Source organism: Priestia sp. P5 (assembly GCF_029522155.1).
Classification (GTDB): Bacteria; Bacillota; Bacilli; order Bacillales; family Bacillaceae_H; genus Priestia; species Priestia megaterium_E.
On record NZ_JAKWFJ010000001.1, the window covers coordinates 850,665 to 876,282 of the forward strand.

Genomic DNA, 25,618 nt, shown 5'->3' on the forward strand with positions numbered 1-25,618 from the left:
TGACAGGATCATATAAAATGAATTTTAATTAAAGTAACAATTATTATCATGAAAAAACATTTAAAAAAATTATTTGCTTAATCTCTTTTGTTTTATAAGAGAACGGGGGACCCATATTTGTGCGTAATGTACTTGGGGTGAATCTTGAATGAATCAAGTGGGGTAACTCACGTACCCGAATCCGACAGCTAACTCCGTAAGCATTCAGTGAGGGAATAACAGGTCTATGAAACCATGATATTCTCATGGTTTTTTGTATAGCTAAAATATTCCTAAACTATTAATCTGAAAATTTTTAATATATTGTATATTTTGAGTGTTATCGTTCTCAATGCATGGTAAAATAAGTATGGTAGTTAGAATCATTCTAATATAATTTATTTACGGGAGGTAAATCTATGAAGCTATCGACAAAAATTATTATCGCGCTAATTGCTGGTGCTGTTGTAGGAGTGTTGATTAATGCTTTTGCTCCAAGTGCTTTTGCTCCGCTGGACAAGTACTTGTTTACACCGCTTGGCCAAATTTTCTTAAGCTTAATTAAAATGCTTGTTGTACCAATTGTGTTTTTCTCGATCACTTTAGGTGTAGCAGGTTTAGGAGATCCTAAAAAACTAGGAAGAATCGGGGCTAAAACAGTTTCCTACTTCCTAGTTACAACAACCGTTGCGATTATTATCGGTTTAATTTTAGCTTATGCAATTAAACCGGGTACGTTTGGATCTTTTGATACAAAAAACGCTTCTTTTGAAGCCGAAAAAGCACCGCCGGTTGGAGAGACATTCTTAAATATGATTCCAGTCAATCCAATTCAAGCGATGGCTGAAGGGAATATGCTTCAACTTATCGTTTTCTCTATCTTTATCGGTTTTGGTATTACGATGCTTGGAAGTAAAACAAAAGGGCTTTACAATTTACTAGAGCAAGGCAATGAATTAATGATGTACCTTGTAAATCTAGTGATGAAGTTTGCTCCTTACGGAACATTTGGTCTTCTTGCAACAGCGGTTGGAAGTCAAGGCTGGGAGGCAATTAAAGCGATGGGTCTATACATGATTGTAGTCGTGCTCGCGCTGTTCATCCATTCAATCGTAACGTATGGTGGAACTGTCGCTCTTATGGCCAGACGCAACCCAATTGAATTTTTTAAAGGTTTTGCTCCTGCGATGACAGTTGGCTTCAGTACATCAAGCAGTAATGCAACGCTTCCGATTTCAATGAATGTGGCACAGAAAAATCTTCGTGTCCCGGAGTCCATCAGCAGTTTTGTTCAGCCGTTAGGTGCTACCATTAACATGGATGGAACGGCAATTATGCAAGGTGTAGCGACTATTTTTATTGCACAAGTATACGGCGTTGACCTATCGCTGGGGGCTCTTGTGACGGTTGTATTGACAGCGGTGCTTGCTAGTATTGGTACAGCAGGTGTGCCGGGAGTTGGTCTCATTATGCTAGCAATGGTACTGAGTTCGGTTGGCCTGCCTGTAGCAGGTATCGGATTGATTATCGGAATTGATCGCTTGCTTGATATGCTTCGTACATCTGTAAATATTACGGGAGACGCTGCGTGTGCCGTTATTGTGGCTGAGTCAGAAGCAAAGCGTATGGATAAATCTGTAACGCAATCGGCTTAATAAGCGCAAAAGCTCTAGCTATATGCTAGGGCTTTTTTTATTGGCAAGAAACTCTTCTTTTCAGCATACAGTTTAATAAGAGTATGTGTTTGAAAGGAGAGTGCGGAAATGAATAAGACCCATGTGATAAAGCCGCTGCTCGACGATGACTACCCAGTTATTTCATATGGAAAAGGAATTTATTTGTACGACCAAGATGGAAAAAGGTACATAGATGCTTCGTCAGGGGCAGTTACAGCAAGTATCGGACACGGCGTAAAAGAAATTATTGATGCGATGACCGATCAGGCACAGAAAGTTGCGTTTGTATATCGGTCGCAGTTTACAAGTGATCCAACAGAAGCCTTAGCTAAGAAACTATGTGAATTAAGCAGCAATCATTTCCAGTGGAGTTTTTTTGTTAACAGCGGGACAGAAGCGACTGAAACGGCTATGAAAACGGCAATTCAGCATTTTCAAGAGCAAGGAAAGCCAACCAAAACGAAGGTTTTGTCACGCTGGATGAGCTATCACGGTATTACCATAGGAGCTCTGTCTATGTCAGGGCACGTTGGAAGACGAAAACGCTTCTCGTCTTTGCTTGAAGATTATCCTTCGGTTTCACCTCCTTATTGCTATCGATGTCCGTTTCAGCAAACCTATCCATCCTGTAATCTTGCTTGTGCACACGAATTGGAAACAGTTATCAAACGAACCGGCCCTGAACATATTGCTGCTTTTATTACAGAGCCCATTGTAGGAGCAGCCGGAGCAGCCCTTACACCTCCTCCCGGCTATTATGAAGTGATAAGAGAAATTTGCGATAAATATGATGTTTTATGGATTGCGGATGAAGTCATGACGGGAGTTGGGCGTACAGGCGTGATGTTTGCGTATGAGCACTGGGGAGTTAAACCAGACATCATGACGCTTGGAAAAGGAGTGGGAGCAGGATATACACCAATAGCCGTTACGTTGGCTAGCAGCAAAACGATTGAACCTATTATGAACGGATCCAAATTAATTATGAGCGGACATACGCTAAGCGCTAATCCGTTGTCATCAGCTGTAGGGATAGCTGTTTTAACCTATATTGAAAAGCATGATCTTGTTCAAGAAGCAGCGGTGAAAGGAGACTACTTAGTAGGGAAATTGAAGAAGCTTCAACTTCTTTACCCTATCATTGGTGATATACGTGGCAAAGGCTTATTAGTTGGTCTTGAGCTTGTGCAAAATCCAAAAACGAAGGAGCCTTTTTCATCATCGGAAAATATGACGGCACGCGTAATAAGTAAAGCCCAAAAAAATGGTCTTCTCCTTTATCCTTCGCAAGCAGGAACAGACGGAGTCGAAGGAGACGGTATTATTATTGCGCCACCGTTTACGATTACTCATCGTCAACTTGATGAAGCGGTCGATCTGCTTTCGAAAACATTACATGAAGTGCAAAATGAAAAACAGGGAAATGAGGTGAAATAAGTGACAAAGGTCGAAAACTCATTTCAAAAGATTACAACTGTGGAACAAGCGATTGAATACGTGGATCATGCTGCTACGCTGATGATAGGAGGGTTTGGAGGAGTAGGCAGTCCGCCTTCTCTTATTGACGGCCTTATCGAAAGCGGAAAATCAAATTTTACATTGATTTGTAATGATTCAGGCTTTCCCCATATTGGTGCGGGAAAATTGGTAAGCCAAGGAAGAATTCAAAAACTGATCGCTTCTCACATTGGATCGAACCCAGTAGCTGGAACGCTGATGACAGAAGAGAAGCTGAAAGTTGAGTTTTCTCCTCAAGGAACGCTTGCTGAACGGATTCGAGCGGGAGGAGTTGGACTCGGAGGAGTACTGATTGATGTAGGAATTGAAAATGACATTATTCAATTTGGAAAAGAAAAAGTGGAAGTAGACGGCAAGACATTTTTAGTTGAAAAACCACTCACAGCCGATGTGGCTTTTGTATATGCAAAAAAAGCAGATCCATTCGGCAACTTGCTTTATGATAAAAGCGCTCGAAACACTAATCCATTAATGGCTATGGCAGGTCGTATCACTATTGTTGAAGTGGATGAAATCGTTCCTCTTGGCGACATTGACCCAGAGAACGTGATGACGTCAGGTGTATTTGTGGATTATATTGTCCCTTCAAAAGGAGTGAATTGGAAATGGGTTTGGGAATAGATATTCGTCATCGTATTGCAAAACGTGCTGCGGCTGAAATCAAAAACGGCATGATTGTTAATTTAGGGATTGGCATTCCTTCTCTTATTCCTAATTATGTACCAAGCGCTGTTCATGTGATGTTTCATGCTGAAAACGGAATTTTAGGTTTAGGATCTTCGCCTCCTTTAGGTGAAGAAGATGAGAATGTCTGCAATGCAGCAGGCTATCCAACAACTACCGTTCAAGGGGCTTCATACTGTGATAGTGCTACAGCCTTCGCGATGATTCGAAAAGGATACGTCGATATGACCATTCTTGGTGCGTTAGAAGTGAGTGAAAAAGGGGATTTAGCTAATTGGATTGTGCCAGGTAAGCGAGTTCCTGGTATGGGAGGAGCGATGGAATTAGCTCAAAAAGCGAAAAAAGTCATTGTGCTAATGAATCATACGAGCAAGACAGGAGAACCGAAGCTGGTTAAGACGTGCTCTTTACCTTTGACTGCCTCGGGCTGCGTGGGATTAGTTATTACAGATCGGGCGGTTTTTAAAGTAGAAAAAGATGCGCTTCTTCTAACAGAGTTAATGTCTCCTTATACCGTAGAGGATATTTTGAGTTCAACAGAAGCGACAGTTCGCCTGAGTGATCAATTGATTACGATACCATAAGGAGGACCATTACATGAACCTACAGCAATCTATTCATAACTGGATGACAGAGCATCGTCAAAGTGCAGTGCGTTTACTCAAGCGTTTCGTAGAAGAAGCAAGCGTACAAGGTTCTGAAAAGCATGCGCAGGCAATTGTCATTGAACGCCTTCGACAGCTGCAGTTAGATATTGATATATGGGAACCGGACGAAAAAATACTTCGTAGCCATGAAGCTTTTGCCTCCAACCGTTCTACTTTTCGAGACAGTCCGAATGTGGTAGGCGTGTTAAAAGGGAAAGGCGGAGGCAAATCCATCATTTTGAATGGGCACATTGATGTAGTGCCACCCGGAGATCTTTCACAGTGGACGGAAGACCCTTATACGGCTGTTGTAAAAGATGGAAACTTATATGGGCGCGGAGCAACGGATATGAAAGGAGGGAATGTGTCGTTACTTTTAGCTATTCAAGCGTTGAAAGAGCTAGATATTTCACTAAAAGGAGATGTTATTTTTCAAAGCGTAGTAGAAGAGGAAAGCGGAGGTGCAGGAACACTTTCCTGCGTACTTAGAGGGTACAAAGCAGATGGTGCCATTATTCCAGAACCAACCAACATGAAGATCTTCCCTAAACAGCAAGGCTCCATGTGGTTTCGAGTGACCGTGCATGGAGTAGCAGCACATGGAGGGACTCGGTATGAAGGTGTGAGTGCGATTGAAAAAGCCGCTGTTGTGCTTAAACATATTGAGGGTCTTGAAAAAGAGAGAAACAGCCGAATTACCGATCCGCTCTATAATAAAATTCCCATTCCCGTGCCGATTAATATCGGAAATATACAAGGAGGAACGTGGCCTTCTTCAGTCGCTGATCAAGTAATATTAGAAGGCAGGATAGGAGTTGCTCCGCATGAAAAAATGAAAAATGTCAGAGCAGAAATGAAATCCTGGCTTGAACTTCTGCCTCAGTCTGATGAGTGGTTTGCTGAGCATCCTGTCGACTTGGAATGGTTTGGGGCCCACTGGCTTCCCGGTGAAATTGAATTAGAGCATCCGCTTATGACCTCTCTTTCGTCCTCTTTTTATCAAGTGAAACAGAATCAGCCGATCATTGAAGCATCTCCTTGGGGAACCGACGGAGGGATACTGTCACAAGTAGGGGATATTCCAACAGTTGTGTTTGGACCGGGAGTAACAGAAGTGGCCCACTTTCCGAATGAGTATATTTGTATTCAAACGATGCTTGACGCAGCCGAAATTATTGCTCTCACGGTAGCAGACTGGTGCAGTATTGCGGACTAAGCTAAAAAGGGAGAGGATACAAACAAATGGCGAAACAAGAAAAAATTTGTCAACCAACCTTTGCTATGACTCTTTTTTTAGATGAATGCAACAAGCGTCTGAGAATAGATGATTACCGGGGAAATGTGAACGATATTTACAGCTATATATATAAAGAAATTGATAAGGCAATGTACGAGAAGTGGATTATAAAAGCACGTGCTGAACATCTGTTGGACTGGATGAGCTTGGGATTTTCTTTAGAAGCAACTGTTCCCTACTATTTTAACGGAAGCGACGCGTATCTTTTATGCTATTATACGTCTCAATCCCGCCGAGACAGCGGGGAGACGTTAAAAGAAACAGAGCTGCTTCAAGATGTTTTGAAGTTGCCGACATCTGATTATTCTCCTTTATCGAATCAACTGATCATGCGCCGAGCCATTTCATCTGACGCTAAACAACTTTCTCAGCTCTACCGTCAAATCTTCACAGTGTATCCTACTCCCCTCTACGAAGAAGAGTATCTCTCTAGTTTGCTTCAAGAAGATAGTTTGTTTTATATCATAGTTGACAAGAACGATATCGTTAGCGCTGCTTCTGCTGAAATTGACTATGTCTATCACAATGCTGAACTAACGGATTGTGCGACTCTCCCTGCTTACCGAAAGTATGGATTCATGAAGCATTTATTAAGCGCACTAGAGGAGGAGCTAAAACAGCGACATATTTTTTGTGCATACACAATAGCGAGAGCGCTTTCATTTGGAATGAATGCAGCTTTTCATCAGCTTGGGTATATCTATACGGGACGATTAACGAATAATTGTTACATTTATAAATCGTTAGAAGATATGAACGTATGGGTGAAGGATTTATCAAAAAGTAAAGGGTGAGAAATAATTAACCAATTTATGGGCTGTAACATATAACAATAGTAAATCTTCATAAAGGAGCGATTGTATGTTATATGATTTATATAAGCCGTCCCGACGTTGGAAAGACATTGAGTTATGGAAAGATGTTCCTGAAGAAAAATGGAATGACTGGATTTGGCAATTAACAAACACAATTCGAACGTTAGATGATTTAAAAAAGGTCATTAACTTGACTCCTGAAGAAGAAGAAGGAGTGCGCATTTCAACCAAAACAATTCCGCTCAATATTACGCCTTACTATGCATCTTTAATGAATCCAGATGATCCTCGCTGCCCCGTCCGTATGCAGTCTGTCCCGGTTGGCAAAGAACTTCATAAAACAAAATACGATCTAGAAGATCCCCTAGATGAAGACGAAGATTCTCCAGTGCCAGGGTTGACTCATCGCTATCCTGATCGCGTTTTGTTCTTAGTTACCAATCAATGCTCGATGTACTGCAGATACTGTACTCGAAGAAGGTTTTCAGGACAAATCGGAATGGGCGTTCCAAAAAAGCAGTTAGATGCTGCGATTGCTTATATCGCCAAAACACCTGAAGTAAGAGATGTACTCATTTCAGGCGGTGATGGTTTGCTGATTAATGACAATATTTTAGAATATATTTTGAAGAATTTAAGAGCTATTCCCCATGTGGAAATTATTCGAATTGGCACAAGAGCACCCGTTGTGTTTCCGCAGCGAATAACGGAAAATTTATGTGCCATTTTAAGAAAATATCATCCAGTGTGGTTAAATACTCACTTTAATACATCGATTGAAATTACGGAAGAGACAAAAAAAGCATGTGAAATGCTTGTTGATGCAGGCGTTCCAGTTGGCAATCAAGCGGTTATTTTAGCTGGAATTAATGACAGCGTAGCTATCATGAAAAAGCTTATGCACGATTTAGTGAAAATACGCGTTCGTCCTTACTATATTTATCAATGTGATTTATCAGAAGGAATTGGGCATTTCCGAGCACCTGTTTCCAAAGGGCTTGAAATCATGGAAGGGCTGCGAGGTCATACGTCTGGCTATGCTGTTCCAACGTTTGTTATTGATGCGCCAGGAGGAGGAGGAAAGATTGCGGTTCAGCCAAACTATATTATTAGTCAAAGCGCAAGTAAAGTTGTTCTGCGAAACTTTGAAGGAGTGATTACGACATATCCGGAGCCAGAAAGCTATGTGCCTGGGCGAGCGGATGATTATTTTCGAGCTGTTTATCCAGCATCGGATGCTAAAGATTCTTCCATCGGCATCTCGGGTCTTATGAATGATACTCAATTCAACCTTGTACCGGAAGGGTTAGGGAGAGTAAAAAGACGTAAAACATATGAAAGTGACAGTGCTCACGAAAGCCTAAAAGACAAACGTGAAAAAAGAGATGAATTAAAAGATAAAAAGTTTAAAGCTCAATTGAAAAAAGACGGTAAAAGCGACGATGCTCCATCATCTTAAGGAGGTCCTGTAATATGACTGTTCAATGCGCATGGTGCGAAGAAGAAAAAGCGGTAGAAACAACCAATACCGCATACTGGGAATTGCCAGACGGAACGAGAAGTATTGAAATTACTCATATGCCATGTATCAGCTGTTCAGGTTGCGGGATGTCATATCAAGAAGAAGAGATCATAGAAGAAGTGGAAACACAGCTGCTTCTTGTCGATACAAAAAAACTTGATGAATCCATTCGGTATGATGAGCTATTAAAAGTGCCAAGATTATTAAAGCGCAACTACTTTAAATTCTAAAAAGCCGCCCCTTATTTTGTAAGGGGCGGCTTTGCTTATTGATAAGCCTTTGTTCCAGCAGTGCGCAGGCTATAGGCATGTTTTAAAGCTACTGTAACAGGACGGAAAGTTGGAAGTTCGACTTCGTCTATTTTCGAAACGGGCAAGAGACCAACAGATGTGCTCGTAATAAAAACTTCATCAGCGTCTTTTAAAAAGGAAGGAGTCATGTTTTGTTCTCGGATTTGAATGGCTTGTTCCTGCGCACATTCCAGTACGTTAGCGCGCGTAATACCGGATAGAATTTTTCTTGTGGCAGGAGTGGTGAACAAGACGTTGTCTTTTATCGCAAATACATTGCTGCTCGACCCTTCGGTTATGTATCCGTCTTTTACTAAAATAGCTTCTTTACATCCTTTAGAAGCCGCAGCTTGTTTGGCCAGAAGGTTAGGAAGTAGGTTCAATGATTTGATATAGCAATTAGCCCATCGTTCGTCTTCCAAAAGAAGCGTGGAAATGCCTTTTTCATAGGCTTCTTCAGGTGTTTGGCGAGGATGGCGTATTGTGAGTGCTAATTGTGCAGGTACATCGGGAAATAAATGATTTCGAGGAGCAATCCCGCGCGTAACTTGAATATAAATATCGGCGTCTTTTAACGTTGATTTTTCCATTGCTTGATGAATGATGTCCTTTAGCTCTTGTCTTGAAACCGGCAGTTCGATAAAGATTGCCTTTGCACTTCTTTCTAAGCGGTCTAAGTGACGTTCAATTGAAAACGGAATCCCTCTGTATACGCGAATAAATTCATAAACACCGTCTCCGAACTGGTGACCGCGTTCATCAATTGGAATAACAGCCTCATTAATATCTCTAAACTCTCCAGCATAATATGCTAATTCCATCTTGAAAAACTCCCTTCCTTTAGATATTAAAACGTTAACATAAAATTCAGCAAAATGAAATTATTTACTTGGTTTCTTCGAAGAAAATGAAAAAAGTCATACTCCTTTAGGAGTATGACTTTTATGAAAACGTACGTTTGAATGCTAATGAAAATTTCTGAATGGCTTTTTTAGGTGTAACAAACTGAACGATGAGCTTGGTACCGGTGATGAACCAATCGACAATACGGCTGCCGAGAAGCATCGTTACTAAAATGGACAGGGCGATTAAGACGATGATACCCCATGACGTTGGCTCTAGACTTTTTGAGAAGTCAGTTGTAAAGAACCATTTTAAAATGAAGCCGTGCAATAAATACACGTATAGCGATCGCTGTCCAATGCTTGTTAAAGCAAAACCGCGCGTTGGAATTAAAGCCATAAAGGCAAAAGATACAAGAAAAGCAATTCCATAGTGAGAAACGCGCATTAAAAATTCGGCCACATTGTCGTACGTATTCGTTCCATACAGCATATCTGTGTAAGCCGTGTCGTCTAAGAAAGAATAGCTTCCAATTAATGTAACTAGTAATACGATGGATGCAATGATTCGATTTCGCGCTGTCAAAAGATTTGTAAAAGGCTCTTGTCGCTGTGACAAATAGTAGCCTAAAAGGAAAAACGGGAAAAAGACAAACATTCGGCTAATGCTTAGAATTTTATCAAATCCGTCAATATCAATGAAGCCCATTGCAAGTCCAAGCGAAATAGAGACAGTTAAGCTAATCCACATCGGGAACTTCGCAAAGAAAGGAAGCATTAATTTCCAAAAAATTAAGCTCAGTAGAAACCACATTGCCCATCTAGGAACCAAATATTGAAGCGTGTACGTTTCATCTGTATAAAGCACACTATAATAAAGGGTATAGATAGTTTGGAAAGCTAAATAAGGAAGAGCCACCTTTGTAAATATTTTTTTGTAATAGCCTTTTTTATGAAAATTTTTTGAGAAATAACCTGCTAGTAAAATAAAGACAGGCATATGGAAAATAAAGATAAAGTGATAAATGGACAGCATTCCGCTGCTATCTGTTCGGTACGGAGAAATCATGTGTCCAAATACAACTAAAAAAATTAATACGAATTTAGCATTATCAAAGTAAGCATTTCGAGTATTCATAGTATTATTTTTCCTCAACATATGCTGATGTAAACCTCCCACCAACAAGATTTATTTAAATGGCGATTATTGTTAGAATAACCTTTCACTACGGAATTAAAACATGAATTCTTCTTTTTTGCAATTACATAAAGGATTGAGAAACCTGTCGAATCAATGCTTTTGTTATAAAAACGATGTGTTTTTGTTACAAATGTCTTTTGGGAAAAAGAAAAATATTGATATAACAATATTTATTCGTTACGCTAATAGTGAAATTTGTTTTGCAACTGTAACATGAATTTAATATTTTTTGTCGGGTAAAACACTTATATTGCAGTGTTCGACATCTACATATCACAGAGGAAAGTTGTAGATTTCTTAAAAAAATGATAGAAAAGATACACATACCGCTGGAGGGGGAGTACGATGAAATCCTTTTATCACTATATAATGAAATTCCGATCAAATAAAAAACATGATCGAATGGGAGAGTTTGCGCGAAGTGCTTATGATGATCACAGCTTCCCGAAATCTTCAACAGATTATGACGAACTGAGTTCTTATTTAGAGCTTAACGGACATTATTTATCAAGTATGACCGTATTTGATGAAGCATGGGAGCTTTATCAAAATAATGCGTGAGAAATAAAAAAGCAGGCTGATGGATATCCATCAGCCTGCTTTTTTATTTTCTTTAGCTCATGCACTAAGCAGGAGGAAAAATGATAGAAGGCAATAGATAATAAAGGCTTGGTTCTAAAGATGTTATACTTCCCCTTTTTTAGTTACTGCATATAATATTGTAACTTTTCAGTAGGTGTATGTTTACTAAGGAGGTGCGACGATGGCAGGGAAGAAAAAACCTAAATACGGAATTGGTGAAACAGTCGTTGTAACAATATACGGGACCGTTGGCACTATTACCGATATAAAAGTGATGGATGGGATTTTTGTATACGAAATCAACCATAGTGAAGGTCTTTTTTTAGAAGATACAATTGAGCTTCTAGAAGAATATGAAGGTCAAATATTAGTACAGGAAAGAGTAGAGCTTGAATATAAATTTTTCTTCGGCGATATCGTCCAGGTTTTTAATTATGGAAAAGAGTTATTTAAAATCATTGGTATTCGAACAGAAATATGGCGTTATAAAGAGGATTCATGGGAAGATATTGTCTATGAATTGTCACGTGTAACAGATGGAGAATGGCTTGAGGCTAGTGAAGAAGAACTCATTCTCGTAACTCCTCATGAGGAAACAGAAAATTACGCTCAAAGTGTTGATATGTTGTATTTAGGTAAAGAAATTAAAAAGACGGAGTTGCTACCAAAGATGAAAAAACAAAACGGTTCTGAAAAAGAAGAAGTGAGGTTAACTAAAGAAAAGCATGAGATTATAAACGGTCTTTTAGATGTGTACAATGATTATAAATTTTTGTATGAGCTTTTTGAAGATGAAGAATACGCTGAAGTCATGAACTTAGTGCTGAAACATTTAAAAAAGATAGCAAAATCCGAACAAGGAAAATAGCAGGTAGATGCCTAATAAATAAAAGATAGCCGAGATAGATCATCACATCTCTCTTAGCTATCTTTTATTGTGTATACGGCGATGATAATGAAAAAAGAATGGGTATAATTACCTTTCTATTTAAACTGCTGAAATTTTAGACATACTATTGCCGAATTGTTCATAAATGTGTATAAGGTAAAACTTCAAGAAGAAGATGGAGTGAACCTATTTTTAAGAAAAATAAGGTACGCTAATCCGTTCAAACGGGATAAGGAGTGATATTGTGAAAGAAATCGAAGTGGTCATTGATACGGAAGAAATTGCGGAGTTCTTTTACAATGAACTAGTCAAGCGAGGCTATGTTCCCGCTGAAGAAGAGCTAGGCGAATTAGCGGATATAACTTTTGATTATCTCATTGATAAATGTATTATTGATGAGCAAGATGAAGAATAAAAAGATAGATACATCTGTAACGACGGGGAAACTCGTCGTTTTGTTTATGAGACAGACAGCGGCTATGAAAAAGGGTTAGCAGCTTTAATAGCAGATTGTACTTTTATATGATGCTGAATGGGAATTTTTTTAACTGAAGAAGCGGGAATAGACTCAAGGAGAGAAAATATGCTTTCGTCTTCAAACCACTCATCTTTTCTTAAAAAAAGGTGTACGCGGTCTCCCCAGCTCATATTTAAAGTCGGGCTATACAGCTTTTTGGAATGAGTTCTGTCATTTGTAAATATATCTGAATTATAATCGCTTCGAGACCCTGTGTGGGGGTGTTTAAGGCTAAATGTATAGATAGAATCATGCAAGTTTGAATAAAAAAGAAGAACGTATAAAGTTTTTCCCACTTCAATCCGTTTTAAGACAGAGTCGAAATGATACACTTTTGTTCCACATAGATCAATGTTATTACCTGAATAATAAGGAAAGACGATTTGAGTCATACCGAGAAAGTTTTGAGTGTGAAACTGCCAAGAGTGAAGAACATCCCGCTGAAACTCTTTTTTAAACAGAACATTTTTTTCGATATGATACTGTTCGTTCACAATCAGGGCTATTGACAAGAGCGTTTTGTTTCTATGCTGCCAAAAGTCATTCCAAACAGTTTTCATAAAAAAAGATATGTGAAAAGCGGAGAGCAAATGAAACAGATTGCTGTTTTGCTCTTTGCTTTTTTCATAGAGTAACAGCTGAGCGTAAGCATCATGAAAAATGGCGGAATTGGAATGTTCTAAAAACAAGAAGTACGCGTGCTGTTTTTCTGGAGAAAGCAGGGATTTTATTAAGGTAGTGGAGAGATCTGTCATGTAATAGCCGCCGTTCCGTGAAACTAAGTGTGCTAAAAAAGCCCATTGAATTTCGGGATGTTTTTGATAATAATCTAAATAAGCTTGGGTACGTGTAACATTGTTTTGATTAGCTTTTTTTACTTTTTTTCGAATCTCTTTAATCAATTTTACGTCTTCTCCGATAAAAGACAGCGGGAGGGTAGCAGGAGGTTTGAGCTGCATCATCTGCTGCAGGCGAAGAACATCCTCCAATCTAATGAGGGGATTTGTGTCAGTAGAAGTCATGTTAAGCCTCCTTTGAAACGTTTAACTATATAAAAAAAGGGTAAGGGACTTTTTGAAACCTTTATAACATTTCGTACGTATAAAGGGTAACAAATGTTAAGAAAAGAGGTTTTCTTTATGTTCAGAAAAATTTTTGAATCATTAACTGGATCTAAACATCGACGCTACAGCAGCAGCGATCGACACTATCGACGTTCTCGTCACTACAGCAGCAGTGATCATCATTACAGACGTCCTCGTCATCATAGCAGCAGTAGCGATTATAAGCGAAGCAAATATTATGACAGCCACAGTCATTCAAAATATGGACACCACCACTATAAGCGCAAACGTAAAAGCGGAAGTTTCTTCTCAAGCTTTTTCTCAAGTTGATTTATGGTGAAAAATCGAATGTTCAAACACCTTCATCGCTGGCTAGTTGACCGTCCTTTTAAAAAAGGAAAAGTCATTTGCGGGCGCTATGAAATCATAGATGTACTGGGAATGGGAAGCTATGGTATAACATATGTGACTAACGACATTGTGCAACAAAAAAAGGTAGTCGTAAAGCAGCTCCGTAAAACGAAGCAGCGCACGTCCCAAGGGCTGAAGTCTTATCATTATGAAGCAAAATTGCTGTCTCAATTAAATCACCCTCAAATTCCTTCACTGTATGAAGCTATCGAAACAGATGAAGGCTGTTTCTTAGTGATGGAGTTGATTCAAGGGAAAACGTTTGAAGATTTAATTTTTGAAGAGAAGTGCGTGTATACGGAAGAACAAGCGCTTGACATTTTACTTGATATTCTAAAAGTAGTTTCTGCCATTCATGAGCAAGGAATCGTTCACCGTGATCTTCGTATTCCAAATATTATTGATGTTACCGGAACCATCTATGTTATTGACTTTGGTCTTGCTAGATTTTTAGGGGGCCATGAAGAAACAAGCACCCTTATAGAAGAACAGCAGTTTATGAGACAAACATCCGCTGCAAGCGATATCTATGCACTTGGTCATTTTCTTTTATTTTTATTATACTCTGGTTATGAGCCGACGGAAAAACAAGAAAGAAGCTGGGAACAAGAGCTAAGTTTGTCGACACCTATTAAGACCATCATTCAAAAAATGCTGAGGGCAGATGAATCGTATGAAAGCATTAAAAGTTTACAAAAAGATATTTATGACTATATAAATAGTAAGAACTCAGGGAGGGGAAAGTATGGCGCTATTTAATAAAGCGTTAGCCCGCATTGGAATTGGTGCAGCGCGAGTGGACGCTAAGCTTGTCAATGATGAATTTCGTGCTGGTGAAAAGATTGAAGGGATTGTTGAAGTGTACGGAGGCAATGTTGAGCAGAAAATTGACAGCATCTATCTGCGTCTATTCACAACGTATGTAAAAGAAAGGGATGATAAAAAATACAAGCAGGATATTGAGCTCAATACGTTTAAGATTAACGACCCGTTCACGATTCAACCATCTGAAACGAAATCTATTCCTTTTACCTTTCAGCTGCCTGATGATACGCCTGTTACATTAGGGAGAACCAGGGTTTGGGTGGCGACGAGCCTCGATATTAAAGATGCCGTTGATCCGTCAGATATTGATCATGTAAAAGTGCTTCCTAACCTTATGGTAACAAGCGCAATTGAAGCTATGGAACAGCTTGGCTTTCGCTTGCGCCAAGTTGAGTGCGAAGAAGCCCCTCGCCGGATGAGAAAAAGACTTCCTTTTGTTCAAGAATTTGAATTTGTTCCAAGCGGTGGAGTGTACGCTGGGAAAGTAGATGAAATTGAAATCATCGTGCAGCCGAGCGGCTTACATGACTACGATTTATTTATAGAAGTAGATCGACGTGCCAGAGGGTTTGGCGGCTTTCTATCTGAAATGCTGGATGCAGATGAGTCGCTCGTTCATGTTCATGTTTCTGAAAAAGAAATTCCTCAGTTAAAAAATATATTAACCAATATTATTTCACGCTATAGCTAACGTGCATAGCTCTCCTTTATTTTTCGTATATTAAAGACAGTAAAAAGAAAGGAGAGAGGTATATGCCGCAATCAAAGCAAACGAAAAAAATAAATGCAAAAGAGGAATTTTCGGCTGAATTTGTCGTTCATCAAGCTCCTAAGCCAGAAGACTATATTCAGCCAAAACGTGTGAATAAGTAAAGCATGTAGAACGCTACATGCTTTTTCTTTTAATAGGTTGGAGGAAATAAAAAATGGTAAATCGCACTACAAAATATTCTCTATTTATTGTATCGCTTTTAGCTTTCTTTTTACTCATTTTATTTACGTTTAATACACCTTGGGTGAAACAGCTTGACTTTAATGTACTTCATACCATTGAAGGATGGAGGACGGACACGTTAACACCCATCATCATATTTATAACAACCGTAGGATCTTGGTATGTCACTGCGCCAATATGGTTTGCAATTATAGTATTTCTTCTTTATAAACGAAAAGGATTGCTCGCTTTATATATCACGCTCGTTTTTTGGGGAGTTCGCGCTTTAAATTGGGGATTGAAGGAGATTTTTGCAAGACCAAGACCTGATTGGAGTCAAGTCGTTCCCGCCTCTCACTATAGTTTTCCGAGCGGACATGCCATGAACTCAATGGCTTTTTACAGTGGTGTACTTTTGTTAATATGGATGTATACAAGAAGCAGAGCCGTTAAAACGGCAGCTGCAAGCGTAATAGCTATTGTTATTTTATTAATTGGATTTAGCCGTTTGTATTTAGGCGTACACTTTTTAACGGATATACTAGCAGGATATTGTTTAGGACTTGCTTGGTCCTTAGGAGTCTATCTCCTTTCTAAACGCCTATATAACCAAAAATAGGAGCAATGGTTACATTTTTTTCGTTAATATTTCATTTTGTTTAAGTAGGCCTATTGATTCATCCATTCAAAAACAACTAATGATAAAATGGGAAACAAATATTTTATGTACATGTTTAATAAGGAAAAACTAGTAATTTCGACAAAAAACGTTTTGATTCGATAAAGGATTTTCGGATTTTATCACTAATTATATAAGAATACATGACGTAAAAGAGTAAATACTTGCTTTTGGGTGGAGGGAAGAATGTTGAGTGTGTGGACCACAATAAAAAAACAATTTAATATTAGCACAGAATATGATGTAACCATTATGCAAACAGAAGAAAAAGGCGAAAAGCGCGGATATAAGCCTGTCCATCGTCTAACGATTACAGCATTCGATCATCAAGACGCAGCAACACAAGTATTTCAGATGTTTAATATTGCTGATAATTTGCCAAAAGATTGTGATGCGAGGTTTATCAGCACAGGCGATATTTTATTAATTGATGAAGGTACTCGAGGAAAGTATTACTACAAGCTATGGACAGACGGCTGGCAAAAAGTGAACCGCCTGCACGTACGTTAAACATAAGGTAAAAGCGACCTATCTGGCCGCTTTTTATTTATATGTTGACCCTTAGTAATCACGAGTATGATGGCCAGGGCCACTTTTTCGGTTTGTTGCTGAATATTCATCTCCATGGGCTTCATGTTCTGCTATAATTGCTTCTTTTGGAATATGATTATTCTTTTTAGGCGAATTAATTCGATTGCGATGTTTTTTCCCCATACATATCACCTCAGCTAACGTTAGTAAATCCCTTGCGCTATTAGCGTACCCTTATATAAAAAGACATACTACGCCATTTTTTGGGCCGTATGTCTTTTTATTTTTGACGCATAATGTTAGAAGTAAATAGACAAGCAAGGGATACAATATGGTATAGTGAAAGCGTAAGATTTTTTACATATAGGAGGTACGAAATGAGCGTACATATTGGGGCAAAACAAGGTGATATTGCAGAAACGATTTTACTTCCAGGTGATCCACTTCGTGCAAAATACATTGCAGAAACGTTTTTAGAAGATGTAACTTGCTATAACGAAGTGCGCGGTATGCTTGGATTCACAGGAACATATAAAGGAAAGCGCGTTTCTGTTCAAGGAACAGGAATGGGTGTACCATCAATTGCTATTTATGTAAATGAACTAATGAATGAATATGGTGTTCAAAACCTAATTCGCGTTGGTACATGCGGAGCAATTCAAAAAGATGTAAAAGTACGTGACGTTATTTTAGCCATGTCTTCGTCAAGTGATTCACAAATGAACCGCGTTAAATTTGGTCCTATTGACTATGCACCGACCGCTAACTTTGATTTATTAAAGCGCGCTTACGATGCAGGTGTTGAAAAAGGCCTTCAGTTAAAAGTAGGAAGTGTATTTACATCTGATCAATTTTACAATGAAGACGGCCAGCTAGAAAAATTGGCAGCTCACGGCGTATTGGCAGTTGAAATGGAAACAACGGCTTTGTATACGCTAGCCGCTAAATACGGCCGTAATGCTTTATCGGTTTTAACAGTAAGTGATCACATTTTCACTGGTGAAGAAACAACGTCAGAAGAGCGTCAAACGACGTTTAACGATATGATTGTTGTTGCGCTTGAAGCAGCAATTAATGAATGAACATAATTTCATTTCGTTTATTTGCTGAATGGCAGCGAAAAGCTGCGGCGTAACAAATAAAAAGACGAGAAGCAATCAAGCTTCTCGTCTTTTTATTTGTGAAATTAATTGTTTCCAAACGGGAAATTGTATGGTACGATTTGATACGTTAAAAACGGCTTTGATTTTCGTGAAAGTCGAAAATCGTATAAAAAATTCATAAGAGGTGATAAACCATCATGATGGCAAGTATTAAACAGCAGTGGTTTTCAAACGTTCGAGCAGATATTTTGTCTGGGATGACAGTTGCTCTTGCGCTTATTCCAGAAGCCCTTGCTTTTTCCATTATCGCCGGTGTTGATCCCATGGTTGGCCTGTATGCCTCTTTTTGTATGGCAATTGTGATTGCTTTTACAGGCGGAAGACCAGCTATGATTTCAGCTGCAACAGGAGCAATGTCTTTATTGATGATTAACTTAGTCAAAGATCACGGCATTGAGTATTTATTTGCAGCTACTGTTTTAACCGGAATTATTCAAATTTTACTTGGTGTTTTGAAAGTAGGGAGGTTTTTATCATTTCTTCCTCAAACAGTTATGATTGGCTTTGTAAATGCGCTAGGTATTTTAATTTTTACAGCACAGCTTCCCCATTTTCAAGGAGCAAATTGGATGATGTACGCAATGGTAGCCGGAACGCTGCTCATCGTCTATTTGTTTCCGCTCATGACCAAAGCAATACCATCTCCGCTTGTTGCCATTGTCTTGATGACGATTGTAGCGATTGTCTTTCATTTAGATTTAAAAACGGTAGGAGATATGGGGAATATTACGCGTTCGCTGCCGGTTCTTCACTTTCCAAAGGTTGATTTATCAGTGGAGACACTGCTTATCATTTTACCTTATTCGCTTCCTTTAGCGATTGTAGGCCTACTTGAATCTATGCTAACGGCAACGGTGCTGGACGAAATTACAGATACGTCTTCGAATAAAAATAAAGAAGCGCGCGGTCAAGGCATCGCTAATATTGTAACAGGTTTCTTCGGAGGAATGGCTGGCTGTGCCATGATTGGACAATCTATGATTAATGTAAAATCAGGGGGACGTGGAAGGTTATCTACCTTAGTCGCCGGAGTCTTTTTGTTGTTCTTAATTATGGTGCTTGGCGATGTTGTTAAACAAATTCCAATGGCTGCTCTTGTAGGCGTTATGTTTATGGTAGCTGCCGGTACATTTGATTGGCAGTCCCTTAAAGACTTAACGAAATATCCACTATCGGATGCCATTGTAATGGTTGTTACGGTGGTTATCGTATTGTTTACACATAACTTAGCACTAGGAGTAATGATAGGTATTGTTTTAAGTACGATTGTATTTGGCTGGAAGATGGCTAAAATCAAAACAACTTCACAAACAGAAGGTAATATGAAGCAATATAGGGTTTCAGGGCAATTATTTTTTGCCACCATCAGCTTCTTCATGGATGAATTTCAGTATGAAAAAGACCCGGATACCATCATTATTGATTTTAGTTCTTCTCATATATGGGATCAATCGGCCGTGATCGGCATCTCAAAAATTATCGATAAGTATGAGCGATTGAATAAAAAGGTTATTGTAAAAGGATTAAATGAAGACAGTAAAAAAATCGTAAGGCAAATTGGTATAACGTCGCTGTCGAACAAATAAAAGGTGTGCAGTAGCACACCTTTTTTACTTGTTTCGTTTTAGTAGCTGTATGAGCCAGGTGGAAAAAGAAGCTGTAGATGAAGGTACGGATGTCTGTTTTAACAAAATAGCATAGGCTTTACGCCGATATTGGTAATCAAGCATGCATATCTACTCCTTTTAAAACAGTATTTGGAAGCGTTTTCTTTATTGTAGCATGCTTAATAGGGAGATAAAAGAAAAAAAGAGAGACCATCGTCTCTCTTTAATCATTTCCAAACATATAGCGTTTGTGGTGCCATGAGATTCCAAACATCAGACCCATTGCAAACATGTTCCCCATCAGTGAACTACCTCCATATGAAATAAAAGGAAGTGGAATTCCGGTAATAGGCAAGACTTGAATGGTCATACCGATATTTTGAAATACGTGGAACGTAAGCATTGAAATAACGCCTACACATAAGTAAGAATTGAATTCATTTTTTGTTTCAAGGCCTAGCTTGATCAAGTAATAAACGAGTACGAAGAAAAGACTAATAACAATGCTGGCGCCTATAAAGCCAAACTCTTCTCCAATAACCGCAAAAATAAAGTCGGTCTGTCCCTCTGGCAAATAGACAACTCCATTACCGATTCCTTTACCGTTTACCATTCCTGATCCAATTGCATCTAACGATTTCTTTAAATGATAGCCCTCTCCCGAACTATATGACTCAGGATCAAGCCAAGAATAAATACGTCCAAATTGGTATTGCTTAACCCCTAGATACTTTTCTAATAGGCTAGGTGCATAAACAACAAGTCCCAAAATGACAGAACCAACCGCTGTAATACCTAAAAATGCAGGCGCGATGATTTTCCAGCTTACGCCTGAAACAAATACAAGTCCAACCGTGATTGCTAAGAATACAAGTGCGGTACCTAAGTCAGGCTGCTGCATGATTAATAATAAAGGTAAAGCAAGTACAGCACCCAGTTTACCAAGCAGTAAAAAGTCTTCTCTTACTGTTCGGATACGATATTTTTCATTGTGCTTCACAATGACCGTACTCAGTGTGATAATCAAAAACACTTTCATAAACTCTGATGGCTGTAACGAAAAGCCGGGAAGTGTGAACCAACTTTTTGCCCCGTTAATTTCTCTGGCAATGCTTGACGGAGCCACTAGTAAAAGAAGTAATAAAAAGTTCCCAAATCCATAAAAAACCCACGTTAGCTTTTGAAGCTGATCGGAGTCAAAACGCATGACAAACCCTATAATCACCATTCCGATTATATAAAAAACAACTTGTTGCGCTACGAAGTTCTTATCATACTGCCCAATTTTTTCAGCACTATGGATTGCCACAACGCTTACGCAAAACAATAGGAAGATTAGGAAAGCCAAGTTCCAGTCAAATCTACTAACATTTCTTTGATTTTCACCCATATTATTCACCTGTCACTATTAAATCTCATTCTTTCTTTATGATAAAAGAAAAATGCTGGTTTTTAATGCAAAGTCGATTAATGAAGAGTCGCACTAACCCCACTTTGCAGTTTTTGCTTTGAATATAGACTTGCTAAAAGTAAGAAAAGATATGTCGCAAGCTGCGTTACCATACAGCCTTTTATTATACATGAATTATTCTATAACATAAATAGGAGAAATGATAACAATTTCTTTTTTCTAAAAACTCTATTTGCAGGGATTTATTCAATTCATCTTCTTTATCTCCTTAAAGGTTAATATGAAAACATATTATAGGAATTTATCTTTTTTTGCACGTGAAAAGATAAAGAAACGTGTATATATATAACGAAAGAAAAGGCAAATAGTTTCATATGAACGACTGAAAAATTCTAAACTGCGAGGACTAAATCTAGCAAGCTATACATATGAATAATAGTAAAGATAAGAGAAAGTGTTCTACACTATCTTTCTCTACATGCAGACATTCAACTTCTTAGCACTCTCCCAAGTAAACAGTTGAGACAAGAATATAGTTATATTCTACTTTCTTGCTGATGAACGAACGTATGGAAGGTATATGGATGGATTACCGGATAAGAGACAAAGGATATTAGGAAAATAATAGATAGAGATTAATAGAATCATAACGTAGAGAGGTGTGTTTATGATTATAGGGGCAAGTGTGACAGCATTTTTATTATTATGGTGGACAATTTTTTATAGCGGGCGCTACTATCATTATGTTTCAGAGCCTGTTGGCAAAAGAATTTCCCTTCACGTAGGAATACATGTCACCTTAGTGGTTGGAGTGAATGCATGTCTCTGGCTTGAGCAGCCGCTGCTTTTTTCTAGCATTTTAGCTGGATGTGCAGGACTAGGAGCCGGATGGTTTGTAGGAATTCCTTTTTCGATAAAAAGTATTTTTAGCGGAATAATGGGGGGCATAGGAACAGGTGTTAGTTTTTATATCTCTATGAGCATGTGGATGGATCAATTTAACTGGCTATCTTTTTTATTGATAGGAACGAGCGTTATTTTTAGCGGAAGCTCGCTGTTTCAAGTGTTAAAATCGATTCCGTCATTTGAAAAGGTACTGGTAAAAATGTGGGTTCAACATCCTTTTCTAATAGCTCCTATTTTGATTACCGTATTTTGGCTGTATAATTTTATTGAAAAATATTTTCCTCAAGCAGATCCAACACGCAAGTAGTTTCCGTGTTGGATTTATTATTTCCTCCAATAAGCCTCTCCTTTAAGCTCACCAAGTTTGACATCGTTCCATTAGTCTATAGAAGGTAAAAATAGACATTCACCTATCTTCATTATGATGCATATTGTAACGCAGCAAGCATTATAAAGGGGGAGTGCGTATGTATCCATATCAATACGATCCACGTTTTCAAAATTTGTTTCCACCTGGAGGAGGGCAAGGGTTTCCATCGTTTCCACCTGGAGGAGGGCAAGGATTTCCGCCACCGCCACCTGGAGGAGGAGGGCAAGGGTTTCCACCGCCACCACCTGGAGGAGGGGGCCAAGGGTTTCCCCCGCAGGGAGGAGCGCAGCCGCCTTCAAGTCCACCGCCAGCTTTTACACCTGCACCAAAGCTAGGTTCAGGAGGTCCATCACTTTATGCTGTTGATCCAGGCGCTATTTCAGGATGCTTATACCGATATACCTATATATGGCCGAGAAATGGTCGACCTTACTGGTTTTACCCAATCTTTGTAGGCAGACGCTCAGTTGCAGGATATCGCTGGACAGGATCTTTCTGGGTGTACGCTGGGGTAGATGTAAATCAAATTCGAGAATTTCAATGTGTATAAAACTCCGCTTACGGAGTTTTTTTGTGCGAAAAGGTTGACGCATAAAAAATGACGTTATATAATAAATCTCGAATTAAAGATAATTTGTTTAGTAATATCTCGAATTGATGATAATAGACACTTTTTAGGAGATGACATTTATGGCAAATGTATTATATGTAAAAGTAAATCCGCAGGTTGATGAAGCATCATTTTCAACTCGTTTAGCACAGGTTTTCTTAGATGAGTATAAAACAGCAAATCCGACTGATACAGTGACAACGCTTGATCTGTATAAAGAAACAGTTCCGTTCATTGATGGAGATGTTTTAGCAGCATGGGGAAAAGCTGGAGCTGGTGAAGAATTATCAGCTGTTGAATTAGAAAAAGTAACGCGTATGGGTGAATTAGTAGAGCAGTTTTTACAAGCGGACAAAGTTATTTTCTCAGCTCCAATGTGGAACTTAAGCTTTCCTCCACTAATGAAAGCATATATTGATAACATTTTAATTGCAGGAAAAACGTTTAAATATACTGAAAATGGTCCAGTAGGATTAGCTTCAGATAAAAAAGTAGTATTGCTAGAAGCTCGTGGAGGCGTGTATTCAGAAGGCCCTGCAGCAGAGCTAGAATTTACTCAAAGCTATTTACGTACAGTGATGGGCTTCATTGGTGTTCAAGATTTCCAACTGGTTGTTGCAGAAGGCATGGCTTACACACCAGCAGAAGCAGACAATATTCTAGCAAAAGCATCTGAAAAAGCAAAAGAAGTTGCGTCAACGTTCTAATTTCAAGAGGCTTGGACAAAAAGATTTTAGACGAAGTGAAAAACGAACCACTGATCAAGATGTTTGATTAGTGGTTCGTTTTTTTTTTTTTTTTGTTACGGTAAACGTAGGTTTCATGTTTGTAAGTCTTTCTAGCAGTTGATTGGAGGACAAGCCGAAGACTCCTGCGGGAAAAGCGGAATAGGTGAGACCCCACAGGAGCGTATGCGACGAGGAGGCTCAGCGGCCGCCCGCGGAAAGCGAAGTCTTGCACGGAAATCAACTGCGGTGTCAAAAGCGTTTCAGCTCATGTATCCTAGTTGTTCGTCTTTAGATTGGATTCATTTTTTTTATGTCTCAACCTCTTTTTTAGGGTTGAAATTCAATATCCACCCTTCAGAAGATGTATAAAGGGTTACATGAAGTGCGGCATAGAGAACGCACTTCTTATGAAAACGCGCATACATTTTTATTTACAAGACAAAAAAAGCATGGTTAAATAATGACCATGTTAACGTAACACGGGATAGGGGAAGTTTTTCTGCAGAATCATTGGGGTATGCTACAAGTACAATCTAAAAAAGGGTGATTGAGATGTTTAAAAAATTATTTGGTAGTAAGACAAAATCAAAAGAAACAACCGTTCTAGCTCCGCTTTCAGGGAATATTCTGCCAATCAGCGAAGTGCCAGATCCGGTGTTTGCACAGAAGATGATGGGAGACGGTTTTGCAATTGAACCTTCAGAGGGACAAGTTGTTTCACCTGTTGCTGGGGAAGTCGTTCAGCTTTTCCATACAAAACACGCAGTAGGCTTAAAAACAGAAGCCGGTACGGAAGTATTAATACATATCGGCCTTGAAACAGTGGCAATGGAAGGCGAAGGGTTCGAAGCTCACGTGGCACAAGGTGACAAAGTAAGTGTAGGAACACCTCTTATCACATTTGATTTAGCGCTTATTCAAGAAAAAGCGAAAAGCATTATCACACCAATCGTTATTACAAACAGTGATGCAAGTGAAAGTTTCGAAATTTTGGCTCAAGGGACGGTTCAAAAAGGCGAAACGGCTTGTGCAAAAGTAACGATGAAGTAATAAGCAAGGCCTTTTCCTTTAAGAAAGGAGAGCGCATTTGAAGATTTTAAAAGTATTAAATAACAATGCTGTTGTCTTTAAAGAAGGCGGAGTTGAAAAAATTGCGATGGGTCCCGGTATCGCTTTTCAAAAAGGTAAAAATGATCTTATTAATGCTGCGAAAGTGGAGAAAGTCTTTGTCATGAAAGAAGAGCAGGAAAAGTTTCAGGAACTATTAAAAAACCTTCCTGAAGAGCATATTCAAGTGGCGGAAGAAATCATTTCTTATGCTGAGCAGCAGCTTTCTGCTACGCTGAGTCATCATGTTCATATTGCTTTGAGCGATCATTTGTCTTTTGCTGTTGAAAGGATAGCTCGCGGTATTTCCATCCAAAATAAATTACTTAACGAAATTAAATCTCTCTATCAGCCTGAGTATGCAATAGGAGTATGGGCTCTTCAGCATATCAAAAAGAGACTAGATATCACGATGCCGATTGACGAAGCGGGATATATTGCGCTTCATATTCATACGGCGAAACTGAATTCACCGGGCATGCAGCAGCTAATGATGCATACAACGATTATTAATGAAATGGTTACGATTATAAAAAAAGAGCTGAATACGGAGATTGATGAAAACAGCATGTCCTATCAGCGTCTGCTGACTCACTTGCGCTTTGCGTTAAATCGTTTAGCGCAAAATGAACCCTTTCATGAGATGGATGAAGAGATGCTCGACGTATTAAAAGTCAAATATAAAAAATCGTATCAGTGTGCTGAAACAATAAAGCAATTTGTCAAAGATGAGTACGAAATTAATTTTCCAGAAGCGGAGTTAGGGTATATTACGCTTCACATTTGCCGAATAGAGCAAAGAATATAGAAAAA

29 protein-coding genes and 1 riboswitch are annotated in these 25,618 nt (G+C 38.9%); of the genes, 24 read left to right on the forward strand and 5 right to left on the reverse strand.

What is annotated here, in order from left to right; all coding sequences use genetic code 11:
• Positions 1-64 precede the first annotated feature (64 nt).
• Positions 65-219: riboswitch (cyclic di-AMP (ydaO/yuaA leader) on the forward strand.
• 179 nt (positions 220-398) lie between these two features.
• The 8 genes from MMB69_RS04335 (at position 399) to MMB69_RS04370 (ending at position 8,368) form a co-directional block, all read left to right on the forward strand.
• Complete coding sequence (locus MMB69_RS04335) at positions 399-1,634, forward strand: dicarboxylate/amino acid:cation symporter (protein WP_277447237.1); 1,236 nt, start codon at positions 399-401, stop codon at positions 1,632-1,634.
• Between the two features lie 108 nt (positions 1,635-1,742).
• The gene (locus MMB69_RS04340; RefSeq protein ID WP_221783454.1) at positions 1,743-3,092 is read left to right on the forward strand and encodes an aspartate aminotransferase family protein; all 1,350 of its coding nucleotides are present in this window, start codon (positions 1,743-1,745) and stop codon (positions 3,090-3,092) included.
• Positions 3,093-3,794, forward strand: a complete 702-nt coding sequence (locus MMB69_RS04345; protein ID WP_277447238.1) for a CoA transferase subunit A — start codon at positions 3,093-3,095, stop codon at positions 3,792-3,794.
• A complete protein-coding gene (locus MMB69_RS04350) occupies positions 3,779-4,441 on the forward strand; it encodes a 3-oxoacid CoA-transferase subunit B (protein WP_016765314.1) in 663 nt (220 codons plus the stop codon). Before MMB69_RS04345 ends, MMB69_RS04350 begins: the two co-directional genes overlap by 16 nt.
• A 13-nt stretch (positions 4,442-4,454) precedes the next feature.
• Positions 4,455-5,720, forward strand: a complete 1,266-nt coding sequence (locus tag MMB69_RS04355; protein WP_221783457.1) for a peptidase — start codon at positions 4,455-4,457, stop codon at positions 5,718-5,720.
• A gap of 26 nt (positions 5,721-5,746) precedes the next feature.
• Positions 5,747-6,595, forward strand: coding sequence for a putative beta-lysine N-acetyltransferase (ablB, locus tag MMB69_RS04360; RefSeq protein ID WP_277447239.1), 849 nt, complete (start codon positions 5,747-5,749; stop codon positions 6,593-6,595).
• Between the two features lie 67 nt (positions 6,596-6,662).
• On the forward strand, positions 6,663-8,075 hold the full coding sequence (gene kamA, locus MMB69_RS04365) for a lysine 2,3-aminomutase (RefSeq protein ID WP_221812566.1): 1,413 nt from the start codon (positions 6,663-6,665) through the stop codon (positions 8,073-8,075).
• A gap of 14 nt (positions 8,076-8,089) precedes the next feature.
• Positions 8,090-8,368, forward strand: coding sequence for a YokU family protein (locus MMB69_RS04370; protein WP_013058725.1), 279 nt, complete (start codon positions 8,090-8,092; stop codon positions 8,366-8,368).
• Positions 8,369-8,403: 35 nt separating this feature from the next.
• Here MMB69_RS04370 and dat read toward each other — a convergent pair whose 3' ends face one another.
• Entirely contained in the window at positions 8,404-9,249 is an 846-nt protein-coding gene (gene dat / locus MMB69_RS04375; protein WP_277447240.1) for a D-amino-acid transaminase, read from the reverse strand.
• A 121-nt stretch (positions 9,250-9,370) separates the two neighbouring features.
• Entirely contained in the window at positions 9,371-10,408 is a 1,038-nt protein-coding gene (locus MMB69_RS04380; protein WP_013058723.1) for an acyltransferase family protein, read from the reverse strand.
• 408 nt (positions 10,409-10,816) lie between these two features.
• On the opposite strand from MMB69_RS04380, the gene MMB69_RS04385 reads away from it, so the two are divergent.
• The 3 genes from MMB69_RS04385 to MMB69_RS04395 all read left to right on the forward strand — a co-directional run bounded on the left by MMB69_RS04385 (position 10,817) and on the right by MMB69_RS04395 (position 12,357).
• On the forward strand, positions 10,817-11,032 hold the full coding sequence (locus MMB69_RS04385) for a YozE family protein (protein ID WP_013058722.1): 216 nt from the start codon (positions 10,817-10,819) through the stop codon (positions 11,030-11,032).
• A 202-nt stretch (positions 11,033-11,234) separates the two neighbouring features.
• Positions 11,235-11,921 carry a hypothetical protein gene (locus MMB69_RS04390; RefSeq protein ID WP_013058721.1) on the forward strand — a complete coding sequence of 229 codons (687 nt, stop codon included), beginning with the start codon at positions 11,235-11,237 and terminating at the stop codon, positions 11,919-11,921.
• A gap of 265 nt (positions 11,922-12,186) precedes the next feature.
• The gene (locus MMB69_RS04395) at positions 12,187-12,357 is read left to right on the forward strand and encodes a YozD family protein (RefSeq protein WP_013058720.1); all 171 of its coding nucleotides are present in this window, start codon (positions 12,187-12,189) and stop codon (positions 12,355-12,357) included.
• A gap of 62 nt (positions 12,358-12,419) precedes the next feature.
• On the opposite strand, the gene MMB69_RS04400 is transcribed toward MMB69_RS04395, so the two are convergent.
• The gene (locus MMB69_RS04400; protein ID WP_269870319.1) at positions 12,420-13,481 is read right to left on the reverse strand and encodes a DUF2515 family protein; all 1,062 of its coding nucleotides are present in this window, start codon (positions 13,479-13,481) and stop codon (positions 12,420-12,422) included.
• Between the two features lie 117 nt (positions 13,482-13,598).
• Here MMB69_RS04400 and MMB69_RS04405 point away from each other — a divergent pair, with 117 nt between their 5' ends.
• The 5 genes from MMB69_RS04405 to MMB69_RS04425 all read left to right on the forward strand — a co-directional run bounded on the left by MMB69_RS04405 (position 13,599) and on the right by MMB69_RS04425 (position 16,882).
• Positions 13,599-13,853 (forward strand): hypothetical protein, encoded by a 255-nt coding sequence (locus tag MMB69_RS04405; protein WP_277447241.1) that lies wholly within the window; start codon positions 13,599-13,601, stop codon positions 13,851-13,853.
• Between the two features lie 3 nt (positions 13,854-13,856).
• The gene (locus tag MMB69_RS04410; protein ID WP_221783464.1) at positions 13,857-14,693 is read left to right on the forward strand and encodes a serine/threonine protein kinase; all 837 of its coding nucleotides are present in this window, start codon (positions 13,857-13,859) and stop codon (positions 14,691-14,693) included.
• Positions 14,680-15,450, forward strand: coding sequence for a sporulation protein (locus tag MMB69_RS04415; RefSeq protein ID WP_028410906.1), 771 nt, complete (start codon positions 14,680-14,682; stop codon positions 15,448-15,450). The genes MMB69_RS04410 and MMB69_RS04415 overlap by 14 nt, the downstream gene beginning before the upstream one ends.
• A 235-nt stretch (positions 15,451-15,685) precedes the next feature.
• Positions 15,686-16,312: a phosphatase PAP2 family protein gene (locus tag MMB69_RS04420; RefSeq protein WP_221783466.1), complete on the forward strand. Its 627-nt coding sequence runs from the start codon at positions 15,686-15,688 to the stop codon at positions 16,310-16,312.
• Between the two features lie 246 nt (positions 16,313-16,558).
• The gene (locus MMB69_RS04425) at positions 16,559-16,882 is read left to right on the forward strand and encodes a hypothetical protein (protein WP_013058713.1); all 324 of its coding nucleotides are present in this window, start codon (positions 16,559-16,561) and stop codon (positions 16,880-16,882) included.
• 51 nt (positions 16,883-16,933) lie between these two features.
• On the opposite strand, the gene MMB69_RS04430 is transcribed toward MMB69_RS04425, so the two are convergent.
• Positions 16,934-17,086, reverse strand: a complete 153-nt coding sequence (locus MMB69_RS04430; RefSeq protein ID WP_221783468.1) for a hypothetical protein — start codon at positions 17,084-17,086, stop codon at positions 16,934-16,936.
• A 194-nt stretch (positions 17,087-17,280) separates the two neighbouring features.
• Between MMB69_RS04430 and deoD the strand changes: the two genes are divergently transcribed.
• Positions 17,281-17,985, forward strand: coding sequence for a purine-nucleoside phosphorylase (gene deoD / locus MMB69_RS04435; protein ID WP_013058711.1), 705 nt, complete (start codon positions 17,281-17,283; stop codon positions 17,983-17,985).
• A 218-nt stretch (positions 17,986-18,203) separates the two neighbouring features.
• The gene (locus MMB69_RS04440) at positions 18,204-19,652 is read left to right on the forward strand and encodes a SulP family inorganic anion transporter (RefSeq protein WP_221783471.1); all 1,449 of its coding nucleotides are present in this window, start codon (positions 18,204-18,206) and stop codon (positions 19,650-19,652) included.
• Between the two features lie 244 nt (positions 19,653-19,896).
• On the opposite strand, the gene MMB69_RS04445 is transcribed toward MMB69_RS04440, so the two are convergent.
• Positions 19,897-21,063: an FtsW/RodA/SpoVE family cell cycle protein gene (locus MMB69_RS04445; RefSeq protein WP_013084672.1), complete on the reverse strand. Its 1,167-nt coding sequence runs from the start codon at positions 21,061-21,063 to the stop codon at positions 19,897-19,899.
• 688 nt (positions 21,064-21,751) lie between these two features.
• Here MMB69_RS04445 and MMB69_RS04450 point away from each other — a divergent pair.
• From MMB69_RS04450 to MMB69_RS04475, 6 genes are all read left to right on the forward strand, one after another.
• A complete protein-coding gene (locus tag MMB69_RS04450) occupies positions 21,752-22,297 on the forward strand; it encodes a hypothetical protein (protein WP_277447242.1) in 546 nt (181 codons plus the stop codon).
• 160 nt (positions 22,298-22,457) lie between these two features.
• The gene (locus MMB69_RS04455) at positions 22,458-22,910 is read left to right on the forward strand and encodes a transporter (RefSeq protein ID WP_269870318.1); all 453 of its coding nucleotides are present in this window, start codon (positions 22,458-22,460) and stop codon (positions 22,908-22,910) included.
• A 140-nt stretch (positions 22,911-23,050) separates the two neighbouring features.
• Complete coding sequence (locus MMB69_RS04460) at positions 23,051-23,677, forward strand: FMN-dependent NADH-azoreductase (protein WP_014458563.1); 627 nt, start codon at positions 23,051-23,053, stop codon at positions 23,675-23,677.
• 138 nt (positions 23,678-23,815) lie between these two features.
• On the forward strand, positions 23,816-24,067 hold the full coding sequence (locus MMB69_RS04465) for a hypothetical protein (protein WP_221780933.1): 252 nt from the start codon (positions 23,816-23,818) through the stop codon (positions 24,065-24,067).
• Positions 24,068-24,250: 183 nt separating this feature from the next.
• On the forward strand, positions 24,251-24,748 hold the full coding sequence (locus tag MMB69_RS04470; RefSeq protein ID WP_277447243.1) for a PTS sugar transporter subunit IIA: 498 nt from the start codon (positions 24,251-24,253) through the stop codon (positions 24,746-24,748).
• 37 nt (positions 24,749-24,785) lie between these two features.
• A complete protein-coding gene (locus tag MMB69_RS04475; RefSeq protein WP_221783477.1) occupies positions 24,786-25,613 on the forward strand; it encodes a PRD domain-containing protein in 828 nt (275 codons plus the stop codon).
• Positions 25,614-25,618: the final 5 nt, after the last annotated feature.

What these genes read in the sequence shown, in the direction of transcription:
- MMB69_RS04425 (WP_013058713.1), top strand. Translation starts at nt 16,559, where the DNA reads ATGTTGAGTGTGTGGACCACAATAAAAAAACAATTTAATATTAGCACA.
- MMB69_RS04335 (WP_277447237.1), top strand. Translation starts at nt 399, where the DNA reads ATGAAGCTATCGACAAAAATTATTATCGCGCTAATTGCTGGTGCTGTT.
- MMB69_RS04460 (WP_014458563.1), top strand. Translation starts at nt 23,051, where the DNA reads ATGGCAAATGTATTATATGTAAAAGTAAATCCGCAGGTTGATGAAGCA.
- MMB69_RS04400 (WP_269870319.1), bottom strand. Translation starts at nt 13,481, where the DNA reads ATGACTTCTACTGACACAAATCCCCTCATTAGATTGGAGGATGTTCTT.
- MMB69_RS04380 (WP_013058723.1), bottom strand. Translation starts at nt 10,408, where the DNA reads ATGAATACTCGAAATGCTTACTTTGATAATGCTAAATTCGTATTAATT.
- MMB69_RS04370 (WP_013058725.1), top strand. Translation starts at nt 8,090, where the DNA reads ATGACTGTTCAATGCGCATGGTGCGAAGAAGAAAAAGCGGTAGAAACA.
- MMB69_RS04405 (WP_277447241.1), top strand. Translation starts at nt 13,599, where the DNA reads ATGTTCAGAAAAATTTTTGAATCATTAACTGGATCTAAACATCGACGC.
- MMB69_RS04350 (WP_016765314.1), top strand. Translation starts at nt 3,779, where the DNA reads ATGGGTTTGGGAATAGATATTCGTCATCGTATTGCAAAACGTGCTGCG.
- deoD (WP_013058711.1), top strand. Translation starts at nt 17,281, where the DNA reads ATGAGCGTACATATTGGGGCAAAACAAGGTGATATTGCAGAAACGATT.
- MMB69_RS04410 (WP_221783464.1), top strand. Translation starts at nt 13,857, where the DNA reads ATGGTGAAAAATCGAATGTTCAAACACCTTCATCGCTGGCTAGTTGAC.
- MMB69_RS04415 (WP_028410906.1), top strand. Translation starts at nt 14,680, where the DNA reads ATGGCGCTATTTAATAAAGCGTTAGCCCGCATTGGAATTGGTGCAGCG.
- MMB69_RS04450 (WP_277447242.1), top strand. Translation starts at nt 21,752, where the DNA reads ATGATTATAGGGGCAAGTGTGACAGCATTTTTATTATTATGGTGGACA.
- MMB69_RS04440 (WP_221783471.1), top strand. Translation starts at nt 18,204, where the DNA reads ATGATGGCAAGTATTAAACAGCAGTGGTTTTCAAACGTTCGAGCAGAT.
- MMB69_RS04455 (WP_269870318.1), top strand. Translation starts at nt 22,458, where the DNA reads ATGTATCCATATCAATACGATCCACGTTTTCAAAATTTGTTTCCACCT.
- kamA (WP_221812566.1), top strand. Translation starts at nt 6,663, where the DNA reads ATGTTATATGATTTATATAAGCCGTCCCGACGTTGGAAAGACATTGAG.
- MMB69_RS04420 (WP_221783466.1), top strand. Translation starts at nt 15,686, where the DNA reads ATGGTAAATCGCACTACAAAATATTCTCTATTTATTGTATCGCTTTTA.
- MMB69_RS04355 (WP_221783457.1), top strand. Translation starts at nt 4,455, where the DNA reads ATGAACCTACAGCAATCTATTCATAACTGGATGACAGAGCATCGTCAA.
- MMB69_RS04470 (WP_277447243.1), top strand. Translation starts at nt 24,251, where the DNA reads ATGTTTAAAAAATTATTTGGTAGTAAGACAAAATCAAAAGAAACAACC.
- ablB (WP_277447239.1), top strand. Translation starts at nt 5,747, where the DNA reads ATGGCGAAACAAGAAAAAATTTGTCAACCAACCTTTGCTATGACTCTT.
- MMB69_RS04385 (WP_013058722.1), top strand. Translation starts at nt 10,817, where the DNA reads ATGAAATCCTTTTATCACTATATAATGAAATTCCGATCAAATAAAAAA.
- MMB69_RS04430 (WP_221783468.1), bottom strand. Translation starts at nt 17,086, where the DNA reads ATGGGGAAAAAACATCGCAATCGAATTAATTCGCCTAAAAAGAATAAT.
- MMB69_RS04445 (WP_013084672.1), bottom strand. Translation starts at nt 21,063, where the DNA reads ATGGGTGAAAATCAAAGAAATGTTAGTAGATTTGACTGGAACTTGGCT.
- dat (WP_277447240.1), bottom strand. Translation starts at nt 9,249, where the DNA reads ATGGAATTAGCATATTATGCTGGAGAGTTTAGAGATATTAATGAGGCT.
- MMB69_RS04340 (WP_221783454.1), top strand. Translation starts at nt 1,743, where the DNA reads ATGAATAAGACCCATGTGATAAAGCCGCTGCTCGACGATGACTACCCA.
- MMB69_RS04390 (WP_013058721.1), top strand. Translation starts at nt 11,235, where the DNA reads ATGGCAGGGAAGAAAAAACCTAAATACGGAATTGGTGAAACAGTCGTT.